Genomic DNA, 21,618 nt, shown 5'->3' with positions numbered 1-21,618 from the left:
GCGTGAGTTCGGAGAACTGGGTTCGGCTCGGCTCGGTGGACACCTGGTACGCCGAGGTGGGCGACGGGGAACCGCTGGTCCTTCTCCATCCTGGGGGCGCTGATGCGCGAGCGCTGGATGTCACTGTCGCCGGGCTGTCCTCGGCGTTTCGGGTGCTCACCCCCGAACGTCGAGGGCATGGCCGCACCCCTGATGTTTCCGGGCCTGGTCTCTCCTCCGAGTTGACGTTCTCGGACATGGTCGACGACACCATTGCGTTCATCGAGCAGGTCGTCGGGCGACGGACGCGGTTGGCCGGGTGCAGCGACGGCGGTGTCGTAGCGCTACTGGTCGCACTGCTACGCCCGGATCTGGTGGATCGTCTCGCCTGCGTCGCGAGTGTCTTTCATCGCGACGGTTGGGGCGGCGGGCTGTCCGGACTCGGCGACGCCGACCGTAGCGATTTCGTACGCCGGCTCGACGATATGCACAGTGCAGATCCCGCACTGACTGCGAGCGATCTCGCCGCGTTGTCGGTGCGCACTCTGGTGATGATCGGTGACGACGACGAGGTGAGCATCGAGCATGCTGCCGAGTTCTACCGCAGTATGCCGGTCGCCGAGCTGGCAATAGTCCCGGGTACCTCGCATGGTGTGTTGGTCGAGAAGCCCGCGTTGTCCAATGCGATATTGCTGGACTACTTCACCCGGGATGCAGTGCAGACGTTCGCGCCCATTCGCCGAGCCTGATCCGTGGTCACGGTGTGTGACGCAGGCCGTCGAACAGGGCCTTCAATCCGCGATCGAGCTCGCGGGCACCGTCGTATGCGGTGATGAGTGGCGGCAGTACGGACATGATCGGGAAGTCCTCGATCGGGAGTCTGCGCAACGCGAGGCTGAGTCTGTCGACGGTCTCGTCCGGGTTGTCCGTCGTCTCCTGCGTTTCACTGAGCACGTGACCGCGGAGCATCGACATCAGCAACCGGTAGGCCGAGAGCGCCTCGGGGACAGTAAATCCCGCGGTGGCAAACAGGCTCAATATGCCTTCGAGTGACATCAGGGACCTGGTGGTGCCCAGGCCCAGCGGAGTGGACCGGGGCCGAGTCGCCAGCAAAACGGCCGCGCGCGGGTGTGCCAAGGCGAGTTCGCGATAGTGCCGGCCGAAGATCGTCAGCTGACGTCGCCAATCGGTGTCCGATCCGTCCACCGACACGAGGTCTCCGAGAATCGAATCGGCAACGGCGTCGAGTAGTGCTTCCTTGGTGGCGACGTACCGGTACACGGTCATGGGGTCGCGATCGATCGAGACAGCCAGGCTGCGGATGGTCAGGCTGTCGAGTCCGGTGTCGTCGATGATGGCGAGGGCGGCCGACACGACGAATTCGTGGTCGATTCTGTCCCTAGAGTTGTGGCTACTGCGATCCGAGGGGGTCATCACATTGCTCCGCCGATGTCGGTATTCGAGTAAGCGGCACGCCGATCGGCTTTCGGTCGACAAACAATCTTATTGTTCACCAACGCTTTTCGCTTGACCCCAGACCTTACACATGGTGTGCTGTAGTTCTACACCGTAGAGATACGGGGAAACTCGCTGTTGCGGAGTGGGCCACGAGCCTCCGCGCCCCCTCTACTCATGTCGCGCAGTTGAACAGCCAGCCGGCGACGCCACCGATCTACGGATTCCGCGAGACCTCGACGCCCCTGGTGAATTCCAGTGACCATCGTCGACCGTCGCGTGACATCTTAAATTCTGTCGAATCTCGTCGGGGGAATCGATATTCATAACGCGTTGTGCGGCAACAAGCCTCGCACGCATCTCCTCGAGCAGATCGGTACACACCATGTACTCTCCGCAACACCGTCCTGCGCCGTCCACATCCCGACGCAAGGGCTCGGCGTTGATTCCCCTCGTCGGTACCGTCGCACTGGCAACCAGCGCGCTCATGCTGGTCAACGCCTCTTCGGCCGACGCTCAATCACCTGCTGTCGTCGTCCCCACCGTCGGTCTCGGTGCCGCAGATCCGTACGCAATTCTTGCCGGCTCCACCGTGACCGATGCGGGTGGATCTGTGATCAACGGCTCCGTGGGTGTGAGCCCAGGTGACGGGAATCCTTCGAGCGTCAGCGGACTGCTGCAGGGCCAAATTACCAACGGCGTGATCGATGACAAGAACGAACGAGCATTGAATGCGAAAGCTGCTCTGCAGGTTGCATACACCGACGCTGCCAACAGGTCGGGTCCTGAATTGGTCCCCGTCGAGCTGGGCGGCACCACTCGGTATGCCGGTCTGTACAAGGGCGACACACTCGGACTGACCGGATCTCTGCCTCTGACGCTCGATGCGCAAGGCAATTCCGCTGCGGTCTTCATCTTCCAAGCCGGATCCACTCTCATCACGGGCTCGAACAGCAGTGTCTCACTGATCAACGGGGCCAGCCCGTGCAACGTGTTCTGGCAGGTGGGAAGCTCGGCCACTCTCGGCACCGGCACCGATTTCGTCGGCACGGTCATGGCGCAGGCGTCGATCACCGCGACGACGGATGCCGATGTGCGGGGACGACTCTTGGCTTTGACCGGCGCAGTCACCCTCGACTCGAACACGATCAGCAACGCAGAGTGTGGGATCACCGAACCTCCGGTCACGACCACGAACCCTCCGGTCACGACCACGACGCCGCCGGTCACGACGACCACACCGCCGGCGCCTACGACAACGACACCGGCACCCACGACAACGACGACCGCCCCGGGTGGCGGCGGCGGTACGCCGGGTGATGGTGGCGGAACGCCAGGTACGCCGGGTGATGGTGGCGGAACGCCAGGTACGCCGGGTGATGGTGGCGGAACGCCAGGTACACCGGGTGACGGCGGTGGTGGCGGTACGCCGCCGATCGTCATCGAAGTACCCCCGATCCCGGGTCTGCCGCCGATCCCCGGCATCACGCTTCCGCCGATTCCGGGTATCCCGAACGTGCCGGACAACCCGAACACGCCGGATCAGCCGAACACCCCGGACCAGCCTCGGACTCCGGACCAGCCCAACACCCCGGACCAGCCGCGCACTCCGGACCAGCCCAACACCCCGGACCAGCCGCGCACTCCGGACCAGCCGCGCACTCCGGATCAGCCGCGCACTCCCGATCAGCCGGGTACATACAACCCCGGTGGCCAGATCACACAGATTCCCAACGGTGGAGTCGAAACGGGCGATGGCAGCACCAGCGTGCGGCCGAGTGCGTCGTCGATGACATCGATGCTGAGTGTGCTCGCGGTCCTTGCTGCAGGCGGGATTTCGGCCTTGGCGCTCAGCCGTCGTCGACGCTGAGTAACACGTGAACACTGAGATCGATACTGCTGCAGAAGCATCCCGCACTGTGACCCGCCGCCGGGTTGCAGTGCGGGCTGCGGCAGCAGCCTGCCTGATGGCGGTGGCCCTCGTGTCGGGGTGTGCGACACCGGCCGATGAACCCGCTCCGACTCGAACCCCAGCAACGACATCGGCTGAAGTTGTCGCTCAACCCAATTCGGTCCCTGCCCAGAGCGGTGGTTCGGCCGAGGATGTTGCATCTCCGCCCGAACGTATCGAGATCGACGCGATCGGTGTCGATTCCGATGTGATGGACCTCGGGTTACTTCCCGATGGAGCAATGGACGTTCCGCCGGGCGGTTTTCCCGCAGGCTGGTACACCGGATCGCCGATCCCGGGTCAGCTGGGACCGTCGATCGTTGCCGGCCACGTGGATTGGGCCGGTAGCCCGGCTGTCTTCTACCGACTCCGCGAACTGGAGCAGGGAGACGATGTGTCCGTCACTGCCGAGGATGGAAGTACGGTCCGGTTCGTCGTCAGCGCTGTGGAGCAGTATCCGAAGGATGCTTTCCCCACCCAGAAGGTGTACGGCGATCTCGACCACCCAGGGTTGCGTCTGATCACATGCGGTGGCCAATTCGATTCGGATGTCGCCAGTTACGAGGACAACATCGTCGTCTACGCGGATCGGGTCTGACGCTCTACCTTCCTAGCCCGGCTGCTCGAGTTCGAGGTCGATAAATCTGCCTGTCGTTCCGCGCCTTGGGGTCTGCGGTAGACGGTCGGAAGGTGCCCGTGATTTGCGAGCTGCGTTGTTGCAGGCACGGTGACGGCAGTGGTGCCGGCATTGGAGACCCAGAATTCGACGCCATCAGCAAGGATGACCGGAGTCCACAGGCCCGCGGTCTTCAGGCTGTGGTGATAGCGGCACAGGCAGACCTTCATGCCAGCTCGAATCGCTCCAGCACCACCTGAGTGTCGTCGTTGACCGTGAAATTCGGATTGCCCAGCTCCTCGCGGACTTCGACGGACTGCCAGAATCGTTCGTGTCCGGCACGCCACTGCGCCACATCGGTGTAACCCTCACCCTCGTCGAGCGCATGCTGCAGCGGAACATCGCTCAGCGCAACGACATCCACAGCCGTGGTTTCGATGACCCCGACTACGGCACCCGCCGAATTCACCACCGCACCGCGTTCGCCGACCCTGGGCAGCTCCTCGTCGGTGTACTGAGCCAACAGGCTTGCCGTGCTGGTCTTCGCTCCGCACAGCACGGCCGCAACCAGCGTGTCCCGCAGTGGGCCCGGGTAGGCGAACTCGACAATCGGCAGATCGGTCACGCACGCATCATATTTCGAGGTCTACCCGCACCAGTCTGTGGTCCGACGGGTGCTCGGCCTGATCGGGCCAATACACCTGCGAGTCGCGCACGGTCAGATCGTCCGACGGCAGCACGTAGTCCACCCGAAGGTCACCCGGCGTGGGATCAGCGAAATCGGCTGTGTCCGTTCCATGTCCATCGGACGTGGGTGCCGGATCTCGAACTCGCGGAAGATCCAGAACCTGTGCGATGGCACCGGTCACGGAGTCGCCGTCGACCGGATCGCTGTTCTGGTCGCCCATCATCACGAACGAGGCTCCCTCGTCGAGTCCGCCTCGCACGCCGTTGTCGTCGTAGAGGTAGTCGGCACCGGAAATGTAATCGGCGCTCAACCGGATCTCGTCGTGATTGCGCTTACCGTTACGGTCCTCGGGTCCGTCGAAGGATGGGGGAGTGGGATGCGAGGCCAACACGTGCAGCGTCTTCCCGTTCACGTCGACGGGCACGTCCCAATGAGACTTGCTGGACAGTCGAAGCGCGTCTGCGTTCTCTCCGTAATAGTCGCGCGGTAACAGCGAGTTCGGCATGTCCTTCCACAGAAAGTTCTGGAACGTGCGTACCGAACCGGTGTCGATCGGGAACTTCGAGTACACCACCATGCCGTACTGACCGGGAAACTGTCCGAATCCCCAGGCGTCACCGGGGCCACCGAGTGCGCCGTCCCCGTCCAGGTCGAGTCCCGAGTCGACGCCGGTGTTCACCGGAGCAGTGAAGAAGAACGGGTACTGCCCGTCGAGGTAGTTCTCGTTGAAGAGGGTGGGGCCATCGGACCCCGAATAGTCGAACTCGTTGACCAGCAGAACATCCGGTGAGTTCGCGGAGATCACGTCGGCTACTGCGCGAGCCTGGGCGTTCTCCGCGCTCAGGTCGGTGACCAACTGTCCGGCCGCGGACCGATTGAGACTGGCGTTGAACGTCGCCACCCGGATGCTCGACGGTTCGTCGGGGGTCGGGTCTGCAGTAGACGGGTCCGTGAAGGAGCAGCCGGCAGCCATGAAGGCGAGGGTAACGGCGACGGCCACAAATCTCGACGTTTTCACGTTTCCGACCGTAGAGACGGCAAGCGAACGTAAGGTTACGAATTAACAAGCAAGCGTGCTTGCTTTTTTCTCGTGCCTTTGTGAAGCTGGTCCCATGGCAGACCTCGACTCACTCGTCGGCGATCTCCGTGCCGAGGGTGACGACCTCGACGCGCTGGTGGCCGAGCTGGCACCCGAACGCTGGGCGGCACCTACTCCGGCGGCGGGCTGGACGATCGCACATCAGATTGCGCACCTGTCGTGGACGGATCACGTCGCGGAGCGAACCACTTCCGCAGCGTCCGGTGATGCCGCGGCCGAGCAGGAGTTCGCCCGCACGCTGAAAAAGGCCTGGGAGAACCCCACCGGGTTCGTCGACGCCGCCGCCGAGGAGGAAGCGGGCAATCCGGAACTGTTGAGCGCCTGGCGAACCCGCCGCCACGCCATGACGGACGCGCTGAAGCAGGTCCCGTCGGGCGTCAAGATCCAGTGGTTCGGGCCGCCCATGAGTGCCGCGTCCATGGCCACCGCCCGTCTCATGGAGACGTGGGCCCACGGACAGGATGTCGCCGACGCGCTGGGCGTGACCCGCGTGCCGACCGACCGAATCCGCGGAGTCGCACACATCGGCGTGCGGACACGCGATTTCGCTTACGCCGTCAACGAGCAGACTCCGCCGGCGGAACCGTTCGGAATCGAGCTCACCGCACCCTCGGGCGAAGTGTGGACGTGGGGTCCCGACGACGCAGAACAGCGTGTCACCGGATCTGCACTCGATTTCTGCCTTCTCGTCACTCAGCGCGCACACCGCGACGATCTGGACGTTCGAGCCGACGGGGCCGATGCCGCACACTGGCTCACCATCGCCCAAGCCTTCGCAGGCCCTCCCGGACAGGGACGAGACAAGGCAGGACGCGAGAAAGCATGACCGTACGTATAGGCAACTGCTCCGGTTTCTACGGAGATCGACTGTCCGCGATGCGGGAGATGCTCGAGGGAGGAGACCTCGATTACCTCACCGGTGACTACCTCGCCGAGCTGACCATGCTCATTCTCGGACGCGACCGAATGAAGGACGCGACCCGTGGCTACGCCAAAACCTTTCTGCGGCAGGCCGAGGACTGCCTCGGACTGGCACTCGACAAGGGCGTGAAGATCGTCGCCAATGCCGGCGGACTCAATCCGCGCGGACTGGTCGAGGCGTTGGAGAAGCTCGATTCCGGCGCGAAGATCGGCTACGTGGACGGCGACGACCTCCTCGGCAGGGCAGGCGAACTCGGCCTCGGGAGCCCGCTGACGGCAAACGCCTACCTCGGTGCGTGGGGAATCGTGGAATGCCTGAACTCCGGTGCCGACGTCGTGGTGACCGGTCGCGTCACCGACGCCAGTGTCATCGTCGGCCCCGCCGCCGCTCACTTCGGTTGGTCGACAACCGATTACGATGCATTGGCCGGCGCAGTCATCGCGGGCCACGTCATCGAGTGCGGTACTCAAGCGACCGGCGGCAACTACTCGTTCTTCACCGAGATCGCCGACATGTCCCGTCCCGGGTTCCCGATCGCCGAGATCGAAGCCGACGGATCCTCCGTCATCACCAAGCACGACGGCACCGGCGGTGCCGTCAGCGTCGGTACCGTCACCGCGCAACTGCTGTACGAGATCACCGGTGGCCGATACGCGAACCCCGACGTCACCGCGCGCATCGACACGGCGGTCCTGGCGCAGGAGTCCAGTAACCGAGTATCGATCAGCGGGGTCACCGGAGAAGCGCCGCCGCCCACCTACAAGGTGTCGCTCAACGCGCTCGGCGGCTTCCGCAACGAATTCACGATGGTGTTGACCGGCCTGGACATCGAGGCCAAAGCCGAACTGGCGCAACGGCAGTTCGAGTCGTGGTTGCCCGCCCGACCGACCGAGTTGGACTGGACTCTGGTGCGTACCGACAAGCCCGACGCCGAGACCGAGGAAACCGCAAGCGCGTTGCTGCGCTGCGTCGCCCGCGACAGTAACCCCGACGCGGTGGGACGCCAGTTCTCGGCTGTGGCGGTCGAACTCGCGCTCGCCAGCTACCCGGGCTTCTCGGTCACCGCACCGCCCGGAAACGGAGCCCCGTACGGGGTGTTCACCGCAGGTTTCGTCGACGCACACGACGTACCGCATACGGCCCACCTGGCCGACGGCACCGAACGCAGCATTGCACCCTCGGCGCAGACGCGAGTCCTGGAATCGCTGGTCGAACCGAAGCTGCCGGCACCGCGAGCTGCCGAGGACACCATCCGACTACCACTCGGCACCATCGCCGCCGCCCGCAGCGGAGACAAGGGTGGGAGCGCCAACGTAGGAGTGTGGGTGCGCACCGACGACGAATTCTCCTGGCTCGTCCACGCATTGACCGTCGACACCCTGAAAACGATGCTGCCCGAGGCCGAGCACCTCACGGTCACGCGCCACGTGTTGCCCAATCTGCGGGCCGTCAACTTCGTCATCGACGGCATCCTCGGCCAAGGCGTGGCTTCGCAGGCCAGATTCGATCCACAGGCCAAGGGACTCGGTGAATGGCTGCGGTCGCGGCACATCGACATCCCCGAAACACTCGTGTTCACAGGAGTGGAGCCTGCGGAACGACCCGACAAGAAAGCAGCACTCATATGAGCATCTGGACGACGCCGGAGCGTCAGCAGCTTCGCAAGACCGTTCGCAGTTTCGTGGAGCAGGACATCGCGCCGCACATGAATCGGTGGGAGACCGAGGGCGAGATTCCGCGTGAGCTGCACAAGAAGGCGGCCGCTCTCGGTTTGCTCGGCGCAGGGTTTCCCGAGGACGTCGGCGGCGACGGCGGTGATCTCGCGGACGCGGTGCTGATCTGTGAGGAGATGCACCAGGCCGGCGCGTCGGGCGGACTGTTCGCTTCTCTGTTCACCTGTGGAATTGCGTTGCCGCACTTGGTTGCCGCGAGAGATCCTGAGCAAATCGACAAGTGGGTACGGCCGACGCTGGCGGGGGAGAAGATCGGCTCGCTCGCGATCACCGAGCCGGGTGGCGGCTCCGACGTGGGTCATCTGCGGACCAAGGCGGTCAGAGACGGCGACCATTACGTCGTCAACGGGTCGAAGACCTACATCACCTCGGGGTGCCGTGCGGACTTCGTCGTCACCGCGGTCCGGACGGGAGGCGAGGGTGCAGCCGGAGTGTCGCTCCTCGTCGTCGAAAGGGGCACACCGGGCTTCGAGGTCACCAGCAAGCTCGACAAGATGGGCTGGCGCGCCTCCGATACCGCCGAACTCTCCTTCGTCGACGCACGGGTTCCGGTGGCCAACCTGGTCGGTGCCGAGAACAGTGGCTTCGTCCAGATCGCGCAGGCATTTCTCACCGAGCGTATCGCTCTCGCCGCTCAGGCCTACGCCAGCGCGCAGCGGTGCCTCGATCTGACGCTGCAGTGGGTTCGAGACCGGGAGACCTTCGGAAAGCCGCTCATCGCACGGCAATCCGTACAGAACACCGTCACCGAGATGGCGCGCAAGATCGACATCGCTCGCGTGTACACCCGCTCCCTCGTCGAGCGGTCCATGCAGGAGGACGGTGACTTCATCGCCGAGGTCTGCTTCGCCAAGAACACCGCCGTCGAGTCCGGGGAGTGGGTGGCCAATCAAGCCGTCCAACTCTTCGGCGGACTCGGGTACATGCGCGAGAGCGAGGTCGAACGGCAATACCGCGACATGCGCATCCTCGGTATCGGCGGCGGAACCACCGAGATTCTCACCGGCCTTGCCGCAAAACGATTGGGGTACCAGGCATGAGCGTGCTGAAGTCCACTCTCGACACCGCATCGGAGCAGTACACCGGTGCCACCGAAGCCATGCACACCAAACTGGCCGAGATCGACGCCGAACACGACAAGGCGTTGCTCGGTGGCGGTCAGAAGTACGTCGATCGACACAAGAAGCGTGGCAAGCTGCTCGCCCGTGAGCGCATCGAATTGTTGATCGACGAGGACTCCGCGTTTCTCGAACTGTGCCCACTTGCGGCGTGGGGCAGCGACTTTCCCGTCGGTGCCAGCACCGTCATGGGTATCGGTGTCGTGTGCGGGGTCGAATGTCTCATCGTGGCCAACGATCCCACGGTCCGCGGCGGGTCCAGCAACCCGTGGACCCTGAAGAAGGGGTTCCGCGGCAACGACATCGCCACCCAGAACCGACTGCCGGTGATCTCTCTCGTCGAGTCGGGCGGTGCCGACCTGCCCACGCAGAAAGAGGTGTTCATCCCCGGTGGGCGCATGTTCCGCGATCTGACGCAGCTCTCGGCGGCCGGTATTCCGACCATCGCCCTGGTGTTCGGCAACTCGACTGCGGGCGGTGCCTACGTTCCCGGCATGTCCGATCACGTCGTCATGATCAAGGAACGATCCAAGGTGTTCCTGGCCGGACCGCCCCTGGTGAAGATGGCCACCGGTGAGGATTCGGACGACGAGTCGCTCGGCGGAGCCGAGATGCACGCTCGAAAGTCGGGTCTCGCAGACTACTTCGCCGTCGACGAGCAGGACGCCATCCGTATCGGACGCAGCATCGTCTCCCGGTTGAACTGGAAGAAGAAGGGGCCCGAGCCACGCACCGAGGTCATCGAGCCACTCGCCGATCCCGAGGATCTGCTCGGCATCGTCCCCACCGATCTGAAGATCCCATTCGATCCCCGCGAGGTCATCGCCCGCATCGTCGACGGTTCCGACTTCGACGAGTTCAAGCCGATGTACGGCGGCTCGCTCGTCACCGGTTGGGCAGAGTTGCACGGCTACCCGATCGGCATCCTCGCCAACGCACGCGGCGTGCTGTTCAGCGAGGAATCGCAGAAGGCGACGCAGTTCATTCAGCTCGCCAACCGGTCGAACACGCCACTGCTGTTCCTGCACAACACCACCGGCTACATGGTCGGCAAGGAATACGAGGAAGGCGGCATGATCAAGCACGGATCGATGATGATCAACGCCGTCTCCAACTCGAAGGTGCCGCACATCTCGATCCTGCTCGGGGCGTCCTACGGAGCCGGCCATTACGGCATGTGCGGCCGCGCCTTCGATCCTCGCTTCCTCTTCGCCTGGCCGTCCAGCAAATCCGCCGTCATGGGTGGCGCACAGCTGGCCGGCGTCATCTCCATCGTCGGACGCGCCGCCGCAGAAGCTCGCGGTCAAGCGTTCGACGCGGAGGCCGATGCCGGACTGCGCGCGATGATCGAGAATCAGATCGAAGCCGAATCGTTGCCGATGTTCCTGTCCGGACGCCTCTACGACGACGGCGTCATCGATCCCCGTGACACCCGCACGGTAGTGGGAATGTGCCTGTCGGCCATCGCCTCTGCCCCGATCGAAGGCACCGCGAACTTCGGTGTCTTCCGGATGTGATGCCCGCATGCTGAACAAAGTCCTCGTGGCCAATCGCGGCGAAATCGCCCGACGCGTCTTCACCACCTGCCGCGCGGAGGGCATCGATACCGTCGCGGTCTTCTCCGACGCCGACGCGGCATCTCCCCATGTGCGTGAGGCGGACTCCGCTGTGCGTCTGCCTGGGCAGAGCCCGTCCGAGACCTACTTGCGCGGAGAATTGATCATCGCCGCCGCGGTGCAGGCCGGAGCCGACGCGGTCCATCCGGGATACGGATTCCTCTCCGAGAACGCCGAATTCGCCCGGCAGGTACTCGACGCCGGGTTGACCTGGATCGGACCGCCCGTCAAGGCCATCGAATCGATGGGCTCGAAGGTCGAGTCCAAGAAGATGATGGCCGACGCTGGAGTGCCGGTGTTGACTCGACTCGATCCCGAGTCGGTCACCGAGAACGAGCTGCCAGTACTGATCAAGGCGTCCGCGGGCGGCGGCGGTCGGGGGATGCGTATCGTCCGCAGTCTCGATGCACTGCAGTCGGAGCTCGAGGCAGCCGGACGAGAAGCCCTGTCGGCCTTCGGCGATGGAACGGTGTTCATCGAGCGGTACATCGAAACCGGGCGGCACATCGAAGTTCAGGTCATGGCCGATCGATTCGGCACGGTGTGGACGGTGGGCGAGCGTGAATGCTCGATCCAACGCAGGCACCAGAAGGTCGTCGAGGAAGCTCCGTCGCCGCTCGTCGAACGCATCGACGGCATGCGCGAGAAGCTGTTCGAGGCAGCCACACTGGCATCCGAGGCCATCGGCTACGAGGGCGCAGGCACCGTCGAATTCCTCGCCGACGAAAAGGGAAACTTCTTCTTCCTCGAGATGAACACCCGCTTGCAGGTGGAGCATCCGGTCACCGAATGCACGACGGGTCTCGATCTCGTTGCGCTGCAGATCCAGGTTGCGGCGGGGGAGCGGCTACCGGCCGAACAGCCCACGACTCGGGGACACTCGATCGAGGTTCGGCTGTACGCCGAGGATCCGGCTCAGGACTGGCAGCCGCAGAGCGGTGCCGTGCACCGATTCGATATCTCCGGTGCGCAGTTCGAGGTGTCGGACAAAGCTGGATACATCAGAGTCGATTCCGGCGTCGAGACGGGCAGCGTGGTGGGAACGCAGTACGACCCCATGCTCGCCAAGGTGATCTCCTTCGCCCCGACACGGGACCGAGCGGCGACTCTGTTGGCGAAAGCACTGCAGAACGCCACCATTCACGGCCTGAAGACCAATCGCGATCTGCTGGTCAACATTCTGCGCCATCCGGCGTTCCTGGCGGGCGACACCGATACAGCCTTCTTCGACACGCACGGCCTCGATGTCCTGGCTCAGCCGATCGCGCACGGCCGGGCCGAGGAACTGTCGGCGCTCGCGGCTGCCCTGGCCGACGCAGCGAGCAACGTCTCGCGAGCTCGGGTGAACCGGGGTCTACCCGGCGGCTGGCGCAATCTCCGGTCGCAACCGCAGCGCAAGACGTACAACGACATCACCGTCGAATACTCGATCGGACGCAGCGGACTCGCCTCCTCGGTGGAGGGTGTCGAACTGGTGGAGCACACACCGACCTCGGTGACGTTGGACGACAACGGTATTCGTCGTATCTTCGCAGTGAGCACCTACGGGTCCGACGTGTTCGTGGATTCTTCTCTGGGCCCCGTCCGATTGGCTCGGGCACCGAGGTTCACCGACCCCACCGACGAGGTGGCGGCCGGATCACTGCTCGCGCCGATGCCGGGCAGCGTCATCAGAATTGCTGCTGCGCAGGGAGACACCGTCACCGCAGGCCAGCCCATTCTGTGGCTGGAGGCGATGAAGATGGAGCACACCGTGACTGCACCCGCCGATGGTGTGCTCACCGAACTGAACGTGCAGCAGGGTCAGCAAGTCGAGGTAGGGCAGGTCTTGGCAGTAGTCACCGACACGCCAGTAGTCACCGAGCAGGGAGTGGAGCAAGCATGAGTTTCATCGAAACCGAAGAGCAGAAGGGTCTGCGCAACGCAGTCTCGTCACTGGGCAAGCGCTACAACTACATCGACTACGTGCTGCCCAAGGCGCGCAAAGGTGAGCCACTGACCGAACTGTGGAACGAGGCGGGAAAGCTCGGCTTCCTCGGCGTCAATCTGCCCGAGGAATACGGCGGCGGAGGCGCAGGCATCTACGAACTCGCGCTCGTGCAGGAGGAGTTGGCCGCGCACGGTGCCGGTCTGCTGCTCGTCGTCGTCAGCCCGGCCATCTGCGGCACAATCATCGGCAAGTACGGCACGGCAGACCAGAAGCAGGAGTGGCTCACCGCTCTCGCCGACGGTTCCAAGATCATGGTCTTCGGCATCACCGAGCCCGACGCCGGATCCAACTCGCACCAGATCACCACCACGGCGCGTCGCGACGGTGACGAATGGATCTTGAAGGGCAACAAGATCTATATCTCGGGCGTGGATCAGGCCGACGCCGTATTGATCGTTGCCAGAACGGAAGACAGCAAGACCGGCAAGCTCAAGCCTGCCCTGTTCATCGTGCCCACCGACGCTCCGGGACTGCAGAAGACGCAGATGCAGATGGACATCGTCGAGCCCGATCATCAGTTCGTGCTGTTCCTCGACGACGTCCGGTTGCCCGCCGAGGCACTCGTCGGTGAGGCCGACGCTGCCCTGATGCAGTTGTTCGCCGGACTGAACCCCGAGCGCATTCTCGGTGCTGCGATGGCTGTCGGTATGGGTCGATACGCTCTGGACGCGGCGGTCAAATACGCCAACGAGCGGACGGTCTGGAAGACCCCGATCGGCGCTCACCAGGGCTTGGCGCACCCGTTGGCGCAGTGCAAGATCGAGCTGGAGTTGGCGAAATTGATGATGCAGAAGGCCGCGGTGCTCTACGACTCCGGCGACGATTTCGGTGCCGCCGAGGCCGCGAACATGGCGAAATACGCTGCTGCCGAGGCCAGTATCAAGGCACTCGATCAGGCGATCCAAACCCACGGTGGTGCCGGGTTGAGCAGTGAATACGGATTGGCTGCGATGCTCGGAGCCGCCCGTATCGCCCGCGTTGCTCCGGTGAGCCGGGAGATGATCCTGAACTTCGTGAGCCAGCACTCGCTCGGCCTGCCGAGAAGCTACTGATGGCCGTTCTCGTCGAGTCGGGCAAGGACACAGCGTATTTGACGTTGGATTCGCCGCAGAACCGAAACGCGCTGTCGTCGGTGTTGGTCGAGGAGCTGACAGCGGGCCTCATCGCTGCGGCGCACGACGACGACATCAGAACGATCGTGCTCGGTCACACCGGTACGACGTTCTGCGCCGGTGCAGATCTCCGGGAAGCCGGGGCGTCGCCGGAGCTCCGGACTCGGCAGATGCTGGATCTGATGCGGCTGATCATCGACACCCCGAAACCCGTCGTCGTACAGATCGATGGTCATGTGCGGGCAGGCGGGATGGGGCTCGTGGCGGCGTGCGACGTCGCCATTGCCGGACCGGAAAGCTCGTTCGGGCTGACCGAGGTTCGCCTCGGACTGGCGGCGTCGGTCATCTCCGTCGCCGTGTTGCCGCGACTGTCGTCCCGGGCGGCGAGTCGATATTTCCTCACCGGCGAGACGTTCGACGGTGCCACCGCCCAGGAGATCGGTCTGGTCACCGTGGCCGACGCCGTTCCCGCGGCCGCGGTGGCCGACTACATGATCATGTTCAGGAAGTGCTCGCCGCAGGGCTTGGCCGAGTCCAAACAGCTCACCACCGCCGCGATCCGACGCGAGATCGACGAGCGCGGAACGGCCGTCGCCGAGCAATCGGCCAGGTTGTTTGCATCGGAGGAGGCCCGAGAGGGGATGATGTCCTTTCTGGAGAAGAGGCCGCCGTCCTGGGCTGCCGAAAAGTAGGTCGAGAAGGAGCAGGGAGATGGTGATGGCGCGCGAACCCAAGCAGGATCGCAGCAGGGTGACGCGTCAGCGACTGCTCGAGGCGACGATCGACTCGCTCGCCGAGCAGGGCTGGAGCGCAACGACGGTCGGGGTCGTCGCCGAGCGCGCCGGCGTCTCTCGCGGTGCCACCCAACACCATTTCCCGACGCGTGAGGACCTCATCACCGGGGCACTCGAGTACATGTTCGACACTCGGATGGACCATGCTCGCCGCGAGGCACAGGAGATTCCGCCCGGCCCCGGCCGAACGAAACTGGTGGTGGAACGGCTCGTCGAGTACTACACGGGTCCGATGTTCAAAGCGGCACTGCAGGTCTGGACGGCGGCGTCGGCCGATCCGGAACTGCGTGATCGGATCGTGCCACTCGAAGAGCGATTCGGTCGTCGAGCACACACAATGGCTGTCGAGAACCTCGGAGTCGACGACAACGATCCCGTCACCCACCGTCTGGTTCAGGCGACGCTCGACCTGGCGCGTGGGCTCGGTCTTGCGGACGTCCTGACCGACGACGCGCGTCGCCGCGTCGAAATCGTGCGAGCCTGGGCCGATGTGCTCGACGCCTCGCTGAACGCACGGCTGTCCGCCGCAGGAGCGGTAGCGCACTAGACGCGCACGATCTGCAGTTCCGATCCACCTGTGCTTGAGTCTGCTCGTGACTTCCGATTCCGCACGCGTCCACCGTGGCCACATCTTTCACATCGCGGGCTCGCCCACAGTGCTGGACGCCGCCGCGTCGTTGGTCTCGATTCCCGACGGTGCCCTCGTGGTCTCAGGCGAGGGCAGGATCGAGTTCTGCGGCGAGTTCGATTCTCTGCCAACGCACTACGCCCATTCGGATGTGTCGGATCACCGGCCCGGCTTTCTGCTGCCGGGATTCGTCGACACGCACATTCATTTCCCACAGACCTACGCCGGTGACTCCTACGGCGGCGGGCAATTGCTCGAATGGCTGAACACGTGCATCTTTCCGTCCGAAGCACGATTCGCCGATCCGGAATTCGCGGCGGCGGCCGCGCGCGACTTCTGCGCAGCACGCATTCGCGCCGGGACGACGCAGGCCATGGTGTTCGGGTCGGCCTTCCCCCATGCCCAGGACGCATTGTTCTCGGAGACCTCGAGACGTGGATTACGCATCGTCAGTGGTCGCGGGATCCAGACCACCGGCCCCGCGTCGGCGCACGCACTGATCACCGGCGAGGACGAGGCCATCAGGCTGGTGTCGGAAGAAATCGAGAAATGGCACGCCGCCGACACCGGCGACGTCGACACCGCCATGCTGCACGTCGCCGTCGTGCCGCGGTTCTCGCTGTCGGTGACCACGGACACGCTGAGGAACCTCGGCGAGCTCTACGACTCGGTGCGGGCACGTGGCGTCTACTTCCACACACACCTCAACGAGAACAACCGACCGGGCACGGGCGAGATCGACGCCACCAAGGGTGCGTACCAGGTCGAGAGTTACCTGGACACCTACGACGGCAAGTTCCTGCCGGGCTCGCAAGTAGGTGGCAAGAGCCTGCTGGGTCGACGGTCGATTCTGGCGCACGCGGTGCACTGCGACGACGCGGAACTGACGAGGTTGGCAGAGACGGGTACGTCCATCGCGCACTGCCCCACGTCGCAGCAGTTCCTGGGCTCGGGCACGATGCCGTGGAAGAGAACCGTCGCCGCCGGGGTCACCATCGCCATCGGGTCCGATTTCGGCGGCGGTGACGAGTGGCTACTACCGCAGGTGCTCGCCGACGCGTTCAAGGTGCACATCTCCGAACCGGGAGACGCAGGCCTGTCGCTGCATCCGGCCGAACTGTTGTTCACCGGAACGCTCGCCGGGGCACGTGCACTCGACATGGAGGAGCGCATCGGCAACTTCGACGTGGGGAAAGAGGCGGACTTCGTCGTCGTCGATCCCGACGCGTGGCCGCAGCTGGCCGCGGCCGTCGACCACGGCGTGCGGGCCGAGGACCCCGAGCTGGCCCGCGACCAGACCCTGTTCGCCCTGCTGATGGCCATGCGAGAGCCGGCCATCGTGGGTGTGTACGTCCAAGGACGCGCTGTGCACGGCACATGACCGCTGCCCTGTTCGGTTGGTAGGTTCGGTGCGACGCGAACTGCAGCATCGGACCAGCACGCGAAGGACGGCATGAAGCGAGTGACACTGGTGATCACCGCGGTCGCCGCGTTGATCGCAGGTTGCGGTGGCTCGGATACCGACGCCGCCGATACCGCGCCCGAGCCGTCGACGAGCAAGGCCGCGTACGAGCCCGGCCCGTTCTTCGGCGAATGCGGATCGATCAGCGACGCCGAGGTGCAGGCCGCGTTCGGTGCCGGACCGTTTGCCCAAGTCACCCGCAACTCCGTCGGTTGCCAGTGGGAAACCGTGGCCATCAGCGGACCGAGCGTCAGCTTCTCCTGGTACCGCGGCAGTCCGATCGGCCGCGAACGCGCCGGTTCCGAACTGATCGGCCGTCCGGCCAAGGACATCGCCATCGACGGCAACCCCGGATTCGAAGCCGAGCAGGGCCCGTTGTGCGAGATCGGTGTGCAATTCGGCGACGACTTCTTCCATTGGTCGGTCACCTACTCCGAACAGATCCCGGCGCGCCCGCCGTGCGACGTCGGCAACGAGCTGGCGAAGCTGACCGTGGAGCGCAAACAATGAAGACTCGAGCAAGTACGACGAGACGGGTTTTCGCCGCCGCCGCGACCCTGCTGCTCGCGGCCGGTTGCTCTCAGTCGGTCGAGGGCACGGCGCGGCCGGCGAGCTTCGCCGGATCGGGCAACCAAGAATTCACCAAGTTGTTGACCGAGTGCGATGCCGTCTCCGACGACCAGATCGCCGATGCCACCGGAGCCGACGACATCGCTCGCGGCTTCTTCGGAGCGATCTGCCGATGGGATCTGATCGGTTCCGCGGGCATCGTGAAGGTGACGTTCAACTGGTTCGAGTCCGGCACCCTGGCCGCCGAGCGGGCGGCCGACGAGAAGATGACGTACACCGTCAGCGACACAACAGTGCAGGGCCGCAAGGCAATACAGGCTCAACGCCCGAACGACCCGGACTCGTGCGGAGTGTCGGCCGGAGCGGACCAGGCGGGCATCTTCGGGTGGTGGGTGCAGTACCGTCCGGGCGTCGCACACCCCGATCCCTGCCAGGCGGCAGCGAAGCTGGCAGACCTCACACTCAACCTGAGCAGATAGGTTGCGTATCAGAGCGAAGGGTGTTTTGACCCGAGGCCGCGCCGCCGGGTATCGTTATGGGTCGTGTCCGGCCTGGCCGGACCGTTTGTGTGCCTATGCGAGGTACAGCCGTGCGCACGTTCGTCTCGAGAGCGCGCAACCGGCTGGACGTGTGGGGGTATGCGACACACCCGACCGCGGGGTGCAAGAGACCCGCGGAGACGTCATGGGTGAGGAGCAGTGTTCTCTTGCTCCAACTGCTAGATCCCTGTTTATCGACACGAAGAAAGCCGGTTTATGCCAACGATCAACCAGCTGGTCCGTAAGGGTCGCACCGACAAGGTCGCGAAACTGAAGACCGCTGCCCTCAAGGGCAGTCCCCAGCGCCGTGGTGTGTGCACTCGCGTGTACACCACCACCCCCAAGAAGCCGAACTCCGCTCTCCGTAAGGTCGCGCGCGTTCGCCTGACCACCTCGGTAGAGGTCACCGCGTACATCCCCGGTGAGGGCCACAACCTGCAGGAGCACTCGATGGTGCTCGTTCGCGGCGGTCGTGTGAAGGACCTCCCGGGTGTGCGTTACAAGATCATCCGCGGCTCGCTCGACACCCAGGGTGTCAAGAACCGCAAGCAGGCTCGCAGCCGCTACGGAGCCAAGAAGGAGAAGAGCTGATATGCCACGCAAGGGCCCAGCACCCAAGCGGCCGCTGATCAACGACCCGGTCTACGGATCGCCGTTGGTCACGCAGCTCGTCAACAAGATCCTTCTCGACGGCAAGAAGTCGACCGCAGAGCGCATCGTCTACCAGGCGCTCGAGCAGGCTCGCGAGAAGACCGGCACCGACCCCGTCGTCACGCTCAAGCGTGCACTCGACAACGTCAAGCCGGCCCTCGAGGTTCGCAGCCGACGCGTCGGCGGTGCCACCTACCAGGTGCCCGTCGAGGTTCGTCCCGGCCGCTCCACCACGCTGGCACTGCGCTGGCTGGTCACGTTCTCGCGCGCTCGTCGTGAGAAGACCATGGTCGAGCGTCTGGCGAACGAGTTGCTCGACGCCAGCAACGGCCTCGGTGCCGCTGTGAAGCGCCGCGAAGACACTCACAAGATGGCCGAAGCCAACAAGGCGTTCGCCCACTACCGCTGGTGATCTCCTCGCTCGGGCGGTACTCGGAACTATCCGATACCGCCGGAGCGTTGATCAGCTCAGGCAATACCTCTTCCAACACCAAGGCGGGTTAACTCGTGGCACAGGACGTGCTGACCGACCTCAACAAGGTCCGCAACATCGGCATCATGGCCCACATCGATGCCGGCAAGACCACCACTACCGAACGCATCCTCTTCTACACCGGTATCTCCTACAAGATCGGTGAAGTTCACGATGGCGCAGCCACCATGGACTGGATGGAGCAGGAGCAGGAGCGTGGCATCACGATCACCTCTGCTGCCACGACGTGCTTCTGGAACGACAACCAGATCAACATCATCGACACCCCCGGTCACGTCGACTTCACCGTCGAGGTGGAGCGTTCGCTCCGCGTCCTCGACGGCGCTGTCGCAGTGTTCGACGGCAAAGAAGGTGTCGAGCCGCAGTCCGAGCAGGTGTGGCGTCAGGCCGACAAGTACGACGTGCCGCGTATCTGCTTCGTCAACAAGATGGACAAGCTCGGCGCGGACTTCTACTACACCGTGCAGACCATCATCGATCGTCTCGGTGCCAAGCCGCTGGTCATCCAGCTGCCCATCGGTGCAGAGAACGAGTTCGAGGGCGTCATCGACCTCGTGCAGATGAAGGCTCTCGTGTGGAGTGGCGAGACCAAGCTCGGCGAGAAGTACGAGATCCAGGAGATCCCGGAAAACCTCAAGGAGCGCGCAGACGAGTACCGCACGGTGCTGCTCGAGACCGTGGCCGAGTCCGACGAAGCGCTTCTGGAGAAGCACTTCGGCGGCGAAGAGCTCACGATCGACGAGATCAAGGGCGCCATCCGCAAGATGACGGTCAACAGCGAGCTGTACCCGATCCTGTGTGGATCCGCGTTCAAGAACAAGGGCGTTCAGCCCATGCTCGACGCGGTCATCGACTACCTCCCGTCTCCCCTCGACGTTGCCGAGACCATCGGACACGCCGTCGGCGACGAGGAGAAGGAGATCACTCGCAAGCCGTCCGCAGACGAGCCGTTCGCGGCTCTCGCGTTCAAGATCGCGACGCACCCCTTCTTCGGCAAGCTGACCTACGTCCGGGTGTACTCGGGCAAGGTCGACTCCGGCGCTCAGGTCATCAACTCGACCAAGGGCAAGAAGGAACGTCTGGGCAAGCTGTTCCAGATGCACTCCAACAAGGAGAACGCGATCGCGACCGCGTCTGCCGGTCACATCTACGCCGTCATCGGCCTCAAGGACACCACGACGGGTGACACGCTCTGCGATCCGCAGAACCAGATCATCCTCGAGTCCATGAGCTTCCCGGACCCGGTCATCCAGGTCTCGATCGAGCCCAAGACCAAGTCCGACCAGGAGAAGCTGGGAACAGCCATCCAGAAGCTCGCCGAAGAGGACCCCACGTTCTCGGTGAAGCTGGACGAGGACACCGGCCAGACCGTCATCGGCGGCATGGGCGAGCTCCACCTCGACATCCTCGTCGACCGTATGCGTCGCGAGTTCAAGGTCGAGGCCAACGTCGGCAAGCCGCAGGTTGCGTACCGCGAGACCATCCGCAAGACGGTCGAGAAGCACGACTACACGCACAAGAAGCAGACCGGTGGCTCCGGCCAGTTCGCGAAGGTCATCATCAAGCTCGAGCCTTTCGAGGGCGAAGACGGCGCGACGTACGAGTTCGAGAACAAGGTCAGCGGTGGTCGTGTGCCCAGGGAGTACATCCCCTCGGTCGACGCCGGTGCACAGGACGCCATGCAGTACGGTGTTCTCGCCGGATACCCGCTGGTCAACGTCAAGGTCACACTGCTCGACGGTGCGTACCACGACGTCGACTCGTCGGAGATGGCCTTCAAGGTCGCCGGCTCACAAGCGTTCAAGGAAGCCGCCCGTAAGGCCAGCCCCGTCATCCTCGAACCCGTCATGGCCGTCGAGGTCATCACGCCCGAGGATTACATGGGTGAGGTCATCGGCGACCTGAACTCCCGCCGTGGTCAGATCCAGGCCATGGAGGAACGCAGCGGTGCCCGTATCGTCAAGGCACTGGTTCCGCTGTCGGAGATGTTCGGCTACATCGGAGACCTTCGGTCGAAGACGCAGGGCCGCGCTAACTACTCCATGGTCTTCGATTCGTACGCAGAAGTTCCCGCGAACGTAGCGAAGGAAATCATCGCGAAGGTCAACGGAGAGTAATTCTCTTCGTTTGCTGGACCACGCTCGACCTGTAATAAGTAACAACACATACGCGTGCGTGCCCCGTCGGGGCCCGCACAGATCA

The 21,618-nt window shown here is 64.1% G+C and carries 20 protein-coding genes; 17 read left to right on the top strand and 3 right to left on the bottom strand.

Annotation, left to right across the window (positions count from 1 at the left end; all coding sequences use genetic code 11):
- Nucleotides 1–2: 2 nt before the first annotated feature.
- Complete coding sequence (locus J1M81_RS10460) at nt 3–728, top strand: alpha/beta fold hydrolase (protein ID WP_206498021.1); 726 nt, start codon at nt 3–5, stop codon at nt 726–728.
- A 7-nt stretch (nt 729–735) separates the two neighbouring features.
- Here the strand turns inward: J1M81_RS10460 and J1M81_RS10455 are convergent, their stop codons facing one another.
- Complete coding sequence (locus J1M81_RS10455; RefSeq protein ID WP_032365304.1) at nt 736–1,413, bottom strand: TetR/AcrR family transcriptional regulator C-terminal domain-containing protein; 678 nt, start codon at nt 1,411–1,413, stop codon at nt 736–738.
- Between the two features lie 406 nt (nt 1,414–1,819).
- On the opposite strand from J1M81_RS10455, the gene J1M81_RS10450 reads away from it, so the two are divergent.
- Both J1M81_RS10450 and J1M81_RS26295 read left to right on the top strand, forming a co-directional pair.
- Entirely contained in the window at nt 1,820–3,304 is a 1,485-nt protein-coding gene (locus tag J1M81_RS10450; protein ID WP_206498020.1) for an ice-binding family protein, read from the top strand.
- 7 nt (nt 3,305–3,311) lie between these two features.
- Nucleotides 3,312–3,983 (top strand): class F sortase, encoded by a 672-nt coding sequence (locus J1M81_RS26295; RefSeq protein WP_206498019.1) that lies wholly within the window; start codon nt 3,312–3,314, stop codon nt 3,981–3,983.
- Nucleotides 3,984–4,227: 244 nt separating this feature from the next.
- Here J1M81_RS26295 and J1M81_RS10440 read toward each other — a convergent pair whose 3' ends face one another.
- Nucleotides 4,228–4,626, bottom strand: a complete 399-nt coding sequence (locus J1M81_RS10440) for an ASCH domain-containing protein (RefSeq protein WP_206498018.1) — start codon at nt 4,624–4,626, stop codon at nt 4,228–4,230.
- 7 nt (nt 4,627–4,633) lie between these two features.
- Nucleotides 4,634–5,707 carry an endonuclease/exonuclease/phosphatase family protein gene (locus J1M81_RS10435; RefSeq protein ID WP_206498017.1) on the bottom strand — a complete coding sequence of 358 codons (1,074 nt, stop codon included), beginning with the start codon at nt 5,705–5,707 and terminating at the stop codon, nt 4,634–4,636.
- Between the two features lie 94 nt (nt 5,708–5,801).
- Between J1M81_RS10435 and J1M81_RS10430 the strand changes: the two genes are divergently transcribed.
- The 14 genes from J1M81_RS10430 to fusA all read left to right on the top strand — a co-directional run bounded on the left by J1M81_RS10430 (nt 5,802) and on the right by fusA (nt 21,533).
- Nucleotides 5,802–6,614 carry a TIGR03084 family metal-binding protein gene (locus J1M81_RS10430; protein WP_206498016.1) on the top strand — a complete coding sequence of 271 codons (813 nt, stop codon included), beginning with the start codon at nt 5,802–5,804 and terminating at the stop codon, nt 6,612–6,614.
- Nucleotides 6,611–8,338, top strand: coding sequence for an acyclic terpene utilization AtuA family protein (locus tag J1M81_RS10425; protein ID WP_206498015.1), 1,728 nt, complete (start codon nt 6,611–6,613; stop codon nt 8,336–8,338). The genes J1M81_RS10430 and J1M81_RS10425 overlap by 4 nt, the downstream gene beginning before the upstream one ends.
- Nucleotides 8,335–9,483 (top strand): acyl-CoA dehydrogenase family protein, encoded by a 1,149-nt coding sequence (locus J1M81_RS10420; protein WP_027498169.1) that lies wholly within the window; start codon nt 8,335–8,337, stop codon nt 9,481–9,483. Before J1M81_RS10425 ends, J1M81_RS10420 begins: the two co-directional genes overlap by 4 nt.
- A complete protein-coding gene (locus J1M81_RS10415) occupies nt 9,480–11,078 on the top strand; it encodes an acyl-CoA carboxylase subunit beta (protein ID WP_027498168.1) in 1,599 nt (532 codons plus the stop codon). The genes J1M81_RS10420 and J1M81_RS10415 overlap by 4 nt, the downstream gene beginning before the upstream one ends.
- A 7-nt stretch (nt 11,079–11,085) precedes the next feature.
- A complete protein-coding gene (locus tag J1M81_RS10410; RefSeq protein ID WP_057472796.1) occupies nt 11,086–13,062 on the top strand; it encodes a biotin carboxylase N-terminal domain-containing protein in 1,977 nt (658 codons plus the stop codon).
- Nucleotides 13,059–14,219 (top strand): acyl-CoA dehydrogenase family protein, encoded by a 1,161-nt coding sequence (locus J1M81_RS10405; RefSeq protein ID WP_032369694.1) that lies wholly within the window; start codon nt 13,059–13,061, stop codon nt 14,217–14,219. The genes J1M81_RS10410 and J1M81_RS10405 overlap by 4 nt, the downstream gene beginning before the upstream one ends.
- Nucleotides 14,219–14,971: an enoyl-CoA hydratase family protein gene (locus tag J1M81_RS10400; protein ID WP_206498014.1), complete on the top strand. Its 753-nt coding sequence runs from the start codon at nt 14,219–14,221 to the stop codon at nt 14,969–14,971. The genes J1M81_RS10405 and J1M81_RS10400 overlap by 1 nt, the downstream gene beginning before the upstream one ends.
- 25 nt (nt 14,972–14,996) lie before the next feature.
- Nucleotides 14,997–15,620 carry a TetR/AcrR family transcriptional regulator gene (locus tag J1M81_RS10395; protein ID WP_032390459.1) on the top strand — a complete coding sequence of 208 codons (624 nt, stop codon included), beginning with the start codon at nt 14,997–14,999 and terminating at the stop codon, nt 15,618–15,620.
- Nucleotides 15,621–15,666: 46 nt separating this feature from the next.
- Nucleotides 15,667–17,082 carry a guanine deaminase gene (locus J1M81_RS10390; protein ID WP_206498013.1) on the top strand — a complete coding sequence of 472 codons (1,416 nt, stop codon included), beginning with the start codon at nt 15,667–15,669 and terminating at the stop codon, nt 17,080–17,082.
- Nucleotides 17,083–17,154: 72 nt separating this feature from the next.
- Nucleotides 17,155–17,673 carry a DUF3558 domain-containing protein gene (locus J1M81_RS10385; protein WP_027498162.1) on the top strand — a complete coding sequence of 173 codons (519 nt, stop codon included), beginning with the start codon at nt 17,155–17,157 and terminating at the stop codon, nt 17,671–17,673.
- Nucleotides 17,670–18,212 carry a DUF3558 domain-containing protein gene (locus J1M81_RS10380; RefSeq protein WP_032375414.1) on the top strand — a complete coding sequence of 181 codons (543 nt, stop codon included), beginning with the start codon at nt 17,670–17,672 and terminating at the stop codon, nt 18,210–18,212. Before J1M81_RS10385 ends, J1M81_RS10380 begins: the two co-directional genes overlap by 4 nt.
- Nucleotides 18,213–18,488: 276 nt before the next feature.
- Nucleotides 18,489–18,863 (top strand): 30S ribosomal protein S12, encoded by a 375-nt coding sequence (gene rpsL, locus J1M81_RS10375; protein WP_027498160.1) that lies wholly within the window; start codon nt 18,489–18,491, stop codon nt 18,861–18,863.
- Nucleotide 18,864: 1 nt separating this feature from the next.
- Complete coding sequence (gene rpsG, locus J1M81_RS10370; RefSeq protein ID WP_003941856.1) at nt 18,865–19,335, top strand: 30S ribosomal protein S7; 471 nt, start codon at nt 18,865–18,867, stop codon at nt 19,333–19,335.
- 95 nt (nt 19,336–19,430) lie between these two features.
- Nucleotides 19,431–21,533, top strand: coding sequence for an elongation factor G (gene fusA, locus J1M81_RS10365; protein ID WP_206498012.1), 2,103 nt, complete (start codon nt 19,431–19,433; stop codon nt 21,531–21,533).
- Nucleotides 21,534–21,618 lie beyond the last annotated feature (85 nt).

Source organism: Rhodococcus sp. KRD175, from assembly GCF_017168275.1.
GTDB classification, from domain to species: domain Bacteria; phylum Actinomycetota; class Actinomycetes; order Mycobacteriales; family Mycobacteriaceae; genus Rhodococcoides; species Rhodococcoides fascians.
This window is presented reverse-complemented; position numbering and strand designations above follow the sequence as displayed.

What these genes read in the sequence shown, in the direction of transcription:
- J1M81_RS10385 (WP_027498162.1), top strand. Translation starts at nt 17,155, where the DNA reads ATGAAGCGAGTGACACTGGTGATCACCGCGGTCGCCGCGTTGATCGCA.
- J1M81_RS10410 (WP_057472796.1), top strand. Translation starts at nt 11,086, where the DNA reads ATGCTGAACAAAGTCCTCGTGGCCAATCGCGGCGAAATCGCCCGACGC.
- J1M81_RS10395 (WP_032390459.1), top strand. Translation starts at nt 14,997, where the DNA reads ATGGCGCGCGAACCCAAGCAGGATCGCAGCAGGGTGACGCGTCAGCGA.
- J1M81_RS10400 (WP_206498014.1), top strand. Translation starts at nt 14,219, where the DNA reads ATGGCCGTTCTCGTCGAGTCGGGCAAGGACACAGCGTATTTGACGTTG.
- J1M81_RS10455 (WP_032365304.1), bottom strand. Translation starts at nt 1,413, where the DNA reads ATGACCCCCTCGGATCGCAGTAGCCACAACTCTAGGGACAGAATCGAC.
- J1M81_RS10380 (WP_032375414.1), top strand. Translation starts at nt 17,670, where the DNA reads ATGAAGACTCGAGCAAGTACGACGAGACGGGTTTTCGCCGCCGCCGCG.
- rpsG (WP_003941856.1), top strand. Translation starts at nt 18,865, where the DNA reads ATGCCACGCAAGGGCCCAGCACCCAAGCGGCCGCTGATCAACGACCCG.
- J1M81_RS10430 (WP_206498016.1), top strand. Translation starts at nt 5,802, where the DNA reads ATGGCAGACCTCGACTCACTCGTCGGCGATCTCCGTGCCGAGGGTGAC.
- J1M81_RS10405 (WP_032369694.1), top strand. Translation starts at nt 13,059, where the DNA reads ATGAGTTTCATCGAAACCGAAGAGCAGAAGGGTCTGCGCAACGCAGTC.
- J1M81_RS10415 (WP_027498168.1), top strand. Translation starts at nt 9,480, where the DNA reads ATGAGCGTGCTGAAGTCCACTCTCGACACCGCATCGGAGCAGTACACC.
- rpsL (WP_027498160.1), top strand. Translation starts at nt 18,489, where the DNA reads ATGCCAACGATCAACCAGCTGGTCCGTAAGGGTCGCACCGACAAGGTC.
- J1M81_RS10420 (WP_027498169.1), top strand. Translation starts at nt 8,335, where the DNA reads ATGAGCATCTGGACGACGCCGGAGCGTCAGCAGCTTCGCAAGACCGTT.
- J1M81_RS10425 (WP_206498015.1), top strand. Translation starts at nt 6,611, where the DNA reads ATGACCGTACGTATAGGCAACTGCTCCGGTTTCTACGGAGATCGACTG.
- J1M81_RS10450 (WP_206498020.1), top strand. Translation starts at nt 1,820, where the DNA reads ATGTACTCTCCGCAACACCGTCCTGCGCCGTCCACATCCCGACGCAAG.